Origin of the sequence: Streptomyces ossamyceticus, assembly GCF_001418475.1 — a bacterium.
Classification (GTDB): Bacteria; Actinomycetota; Actinomycetes; order Streptomycetales; family Streptomycetaceae; genus Streptomyces; species Streptomyces ossamyceticus.
Window position 1 is genome coordinate 1 of record NZ_LIQX01000336.1, and the last position, 4,051, is coordinate 4,051.

General features: G+C 73.4%; 4 protein-coding genes. 2 read left to right on the plus strand and 2 right to left on the minus strand.

Annotation, left to right across the window (positions count from 1 at the left end):
* Positions 1 to 336: 336 nt before the first annotated feature.
* Positions 337 to 567: a hypothetical protein gene (locus AOK15_RS24345; protein ID WP_055520358.1), complete on the minus strand. Its 231-nt coding sequence runs from the start codon at positions 565 to 567 to the stop codon at positions 337 to 339.
* A gap of 207 nt (positions 568 to 774) precedes the next feature.
* Between AOK15_RS24345 and AOK15_RS24350 the strand changes: the two genes are divergently transcribed.
* On the plus strand, positions 775 to 1,155 hold the full coding sequence (locus AOK15_RS24350) for a hypothetical protein (protein ID WP_055520360.1): 381 nt from the start codon (positions 775 to 777) through the stop codon (positions 1,153 to 1,155).
* Positions 1,156 to 1,234: 79 nt separating this feature from the next.
* Here AOK15_RS24350 and AOK15_RS24355 read toward each other — a convergent pair whose 3' ends face one another.
* The gene (locus AOK15_RS24355) at positions 1,235 to 2,668 is read right to left on the minus strand and encodes a M1 family metallopeptidase (protein ID WP_055520362.1); all 1,434 of its coding nucleotides are present in this window, start codon (positions 2,666 to 2,668) and stop codon (positions 1,235 to 1,237) included.
* A 591-nt stretch (positions 2,669 to 3,259) separates the two neighbouring features.
* Here AOK15_RS24355 and AOK15_RS24360 point away from each other — a divergent pair.
* On the plus strand, positions 3,260 to 4,015 hold the full coding sequence (locus tag AOK15_RS24360) for an alpha/beta fold hydrolase (protein ID WP_240508574.1): 756 nt from the start codon (positions 3,260 to 3,262) through the stop codon (positions 4,013 to 4,015).
* The last annotated feature ends 36 nt before the right edge of the window (positions 4,016 to 4,051 follow it).

Consider the following 4,051-nt stretch of genomic DNA (forward strand, 5'->3'; position numbering starts at 1 on the left):
GCAGTCCGCGCCGCGGCGCGGTCAGCTGGTGCAGACCCAGCAGGGTCTCCCAGACAGGGTCGGGCTCCCGCGCCAGATGGACGCGGGTCAGGTCCCTGTCGGTGAAGTGGATGCGCAGCACCTTGTGTCCCCGGTGTGATTGGTCGGCGCCGGGACACACGAGAAGTCAGGTGTGTCCTCGAGGAGATGGGCTGCCCGGCCCCGTGCGAAAGGGAGACCGCGGGCAGCGGTGACACGCCCGCGGGGCGGGCGCGGCGACGGGCCGTCCGTACGGACCCTCGGGGAGCGGGTGCTCCGCGTGATGAGGTCCGGTGGCGGTCGGCCCCGGCGCGGCCGTCACTCGGGCGGGCGGTCGTTCCCGATTCCGTCAGCCCGGCGGTCCTCGTCCCGGTCCGGCACCCGGTTCACGCCGGAGAGCAGGCGTGTCTTCATCCCGTTGTCCCCCTCGATCAACTGCTGCGACCGTCCCGTGCGTCCGGTGGTCAGCCCGGTCGGCACGGCGGTACCCCCAGGGTCGTACAGCGGCACCCCGTTTGTCAGGAGACCAGCGGTGAGGAAACTGCGCATGATCGGTGCAGCGGCGCTCCCCGGTCGCAGGCGGCGCTTACCTCAGGGTTTCGGTCCTGGCCGAAAGGGGGCGCGCGAGGGCCCCGCGGGTCGGCAGGCTCGGTACGGGACCGGACCGCAGCGAGAGGGCACACCCGGCAGGGGAACGGGGGCCACCCAGCGTCCGGGCCCGCTGAGACATGCCCTGACTGGGAAAGGAACGTTCGTATGAGGTTTCGTTGGCTTCTCGCCACGGCCGGCCTGGCCGCGGCGATCGGCACGACCGTCGTGGCGCCGTCCGCGTCCGCCGCGTCCAACTGCTGGCCGGACGGGGACGGCAACCGGTACTGGTGCAACAACGTCTCCGGCGCCGCGGTGTACGGATCGATCGGCAACAGCCGCCTGTACCCCGACCCCAACAAGGTCGTCGGCACGATGTTCTCCAACCCGAGCTGGTTCTACTGCAAGCTGGACGACCAGGCGTGGGTGGGCGGACCGCACCCGACGCGCTGGCTCATGACCGTCGCCGACAACGGCGCGTTCGGCTGGATGAAGGACACCGCCATCTACAGCGAGACGGACCCGGTGCGCGACTGCTACCCCTCGTGACACCAGGCTGCCGCGCCGCAGAGGCCCACCCGAGTCCGGCGCGGCAGCCTGCCACGGCCGCCGCGCCGGACCGGTGGTGTCAGCGGATGCGGTGCTGCTTCCAGAAGGGCCCGAGATCCTTTCCGGTGACCGAGCGGGCGGCCTTCTTGAACGCGGCGGTCGTGGAAACCCCGTACCAGTGGTCCCGCGCGTACCCCTTGAGGAGCCGCGCCATGGCCGGGGCGCCGATGGTGCGCTCCAGGTCCGCGAGCGCGCAGGAGCCGGCCGAGTAGACGAGATGGTACTGATCCCGGTGCGCGGCCCACCGGGCCATCGAGTCGGTGAGCGCGGTGCGGTCGTCCGGCCATTCGATGTCGGACCAGCACCCGCGGGTGTCCCACCCGTAGAAGCGCGCGTTGGCGTACTGGGCGAAGCTCTCGTCGAGCCAGGGCGCGTCGTACTGGTCGTTGCCGACGATGCCGTACCACCACTGGTGCGCCACCTCGTGGACGACGGCGCTGCCCTCCTTCTCGGTGCCGAGGAGGACGAGGCCCGGATACTCCATTCCACCGCCGAACTTCTTGGTCATCACGAGGTCGATCTCGCCGTAGGGATAGCGGCCGAACTCCTCACCGAACCGGTCGACGGCGCGGACGCCTTCCTCACGGGTCAGGCGGACCCCCGCGGCGGGCGTGTTCGGCGCCCAGTACGACTTCACGCGCACCCCACCGGGGGACGTCGCCGTCGCCGTGCGGAACGGGCCGGACGCCCACGCGAAGTCCCGTACCCGGTGCGCGACGCTGTGGGTGACGGTGCGTCCGGGGCCCGAGGCCCTGGTCCAAGTCCGGCCGGTCGCGGGGACCTTGAGGACCGACGGGTGGTCGAGGCGGACCCGGAAGTCACTCGCCAGGCTGTAGTAGCTCTCGCCGATCGGCACATGAGGGTCGAGGTGCCACCCCTTCGCGTCACGCACGGCGAGCACGGGCAGGGCGTTGCCCAGGAAGCGGAACGCGCCCTCACGACCGAACTGGTCGTTGCGCCCCGGCACCGTGAGGGACACGTCGAAGGCGATGCTCGCCCGCTTCCCGCGCGCCAGCGGCTTCGGCAGGGTGACTCGCAGTGCCGTGCAGTTCACGGTGAGCCGACCCGGAGTGCCGCCGCGCACCTTGCTCACCGCGACAGGTGACGGTCTGCCCGGTTTGCCGCACCCGTCGACCCCGTTTCCCCACAGCCGCACGTACACCTCGCGCAGGGGCCGCTCGGCGGCGTTGCGGAACGACACGCGCTGCCGGCCCTTCCAGCGGGAGCCGTCGGAGTCGCCGCGCAGGTTCACGTCGTAGCGCGGGCGATCGGGCGTCGCCGCCACCGGGCGCCCGGCCCCGCGCCCGGGCTCCGCGACGGCTCCGGGCTCCGCCCCCGCTCCGGGCTCCGCGACGGCCCCGGCCGCCGTGGCACCCGCCGTCACGGACAGCGCGAGAAGAACAACGAGCAGACGGCGTAAGGCCGTTGAGGGCGATGGTGAGAGAGAGGACATGCGAGCCGATCGTGCCACATCGCACGGACGGAACACCCCTCGCCCCCGGAAGCGAGGGGGGACGCTCCGCTTCGGCGGGCGTCCCTCCTGAAGCTGCTGCCCCTGCCGCACGGTGGGCCGGCCGCGGCGGAGCGCCCCCTGCCCCGGTGATCCACCCGGCGGGCCAGCGGAGCCCGGCCGACGCGCGGGTGTGCTGCTCCGAGTGGAGCCGACGAGTGGTGGACGTCCTGCCCCCGCCGGAGGCTGGCGTACGCGGCGCCCGCCGACCGATGCGGTCGCGGGCGACGTCACACGGCGTGCTCCCCGGCCCGGGCGGGCCGGGCGGCCGGCGTGACCGAGACCTGGGAGAGACGGGATCACATGACGGAACACCACATCGGACCGGACCCCCGGCCACCCCTTCGAGGGAGCGACGGGACCGTACACGGACGGGCACGGCACGGGCGTGCCCGGCGACGCTCCCGGGCCGCGCGCACCGGGAGCACCCTGGTCGCGGCCGGGCTCGCCCTCCTCGGGACGCTCGGCGCGACACCCGGCAGCCCCGGGTCCCCGCCGGGGCAGGGACCCGCGCCGGGAGCACCGCCGCGCTTCGTGCCCGCGCCCTGCCCGGACACCCCGGAACCCATCCCCGGCCGGTGCGGGCTCCTGGAGGTCCCCGAGAACCGTGCCCGCCGCCACGGCAGGACCATCCGGCTGACCGTCGCCGTCATTCCGGCCGCCTCCGCGTCACCCGCCGGGGACCCCGTCGTGTTCATGGAAGGAGGCCCCGGCGGCGACGCGATCAGCGCCATCCCCTTCCTCATCGACTCGGGCGTCAACCAGGACCGCGATCTGATCGTCATGAGCCAGCGCGGCGCGCTCCACGCGCAGCCGAATCTCGCCTGCCCGGAGGTCGACCGCTTCAACGCGGCCTCCGTCGGCCTGCGCTACGACGCCCCCTCGACGGGCCGGCGCCTGGTACGCGCGGCGAGGGCATGCCGGGACCGCCTGACCTCCGCCGGCACCGACCTGCGCTCCTACAACACCACCGAGAACGCCGCCGACTTCGCCGACCTCCGCACCGCCCTGGGCCTCAGGCGGTGGAACGTCTACGGCTACTCGTACGGCACCGAACTGGCCCTGACCTACCTGCGCCGACACCCCCGGGGCATCCGCTCCGTGGCGATCGACTCGGTGGTGCCCCCGCAGATCGTGAGCCTGCCGTGGACCTGGGACAGCGCACGCGAGGGGATCGGCGAGATCTTCGCGGCGTGCGAGGCCCAGCCCCGCTGCGCCCACCGCTACCCGGACCTCCCGCGCACCCTGACCCGGCAGGTCCGCCGCCCGGTGGCGGCACGGTCAGGGTGAGGGGGTGGGCCTCGAGGCGGCGGACCTGCCGGGTCA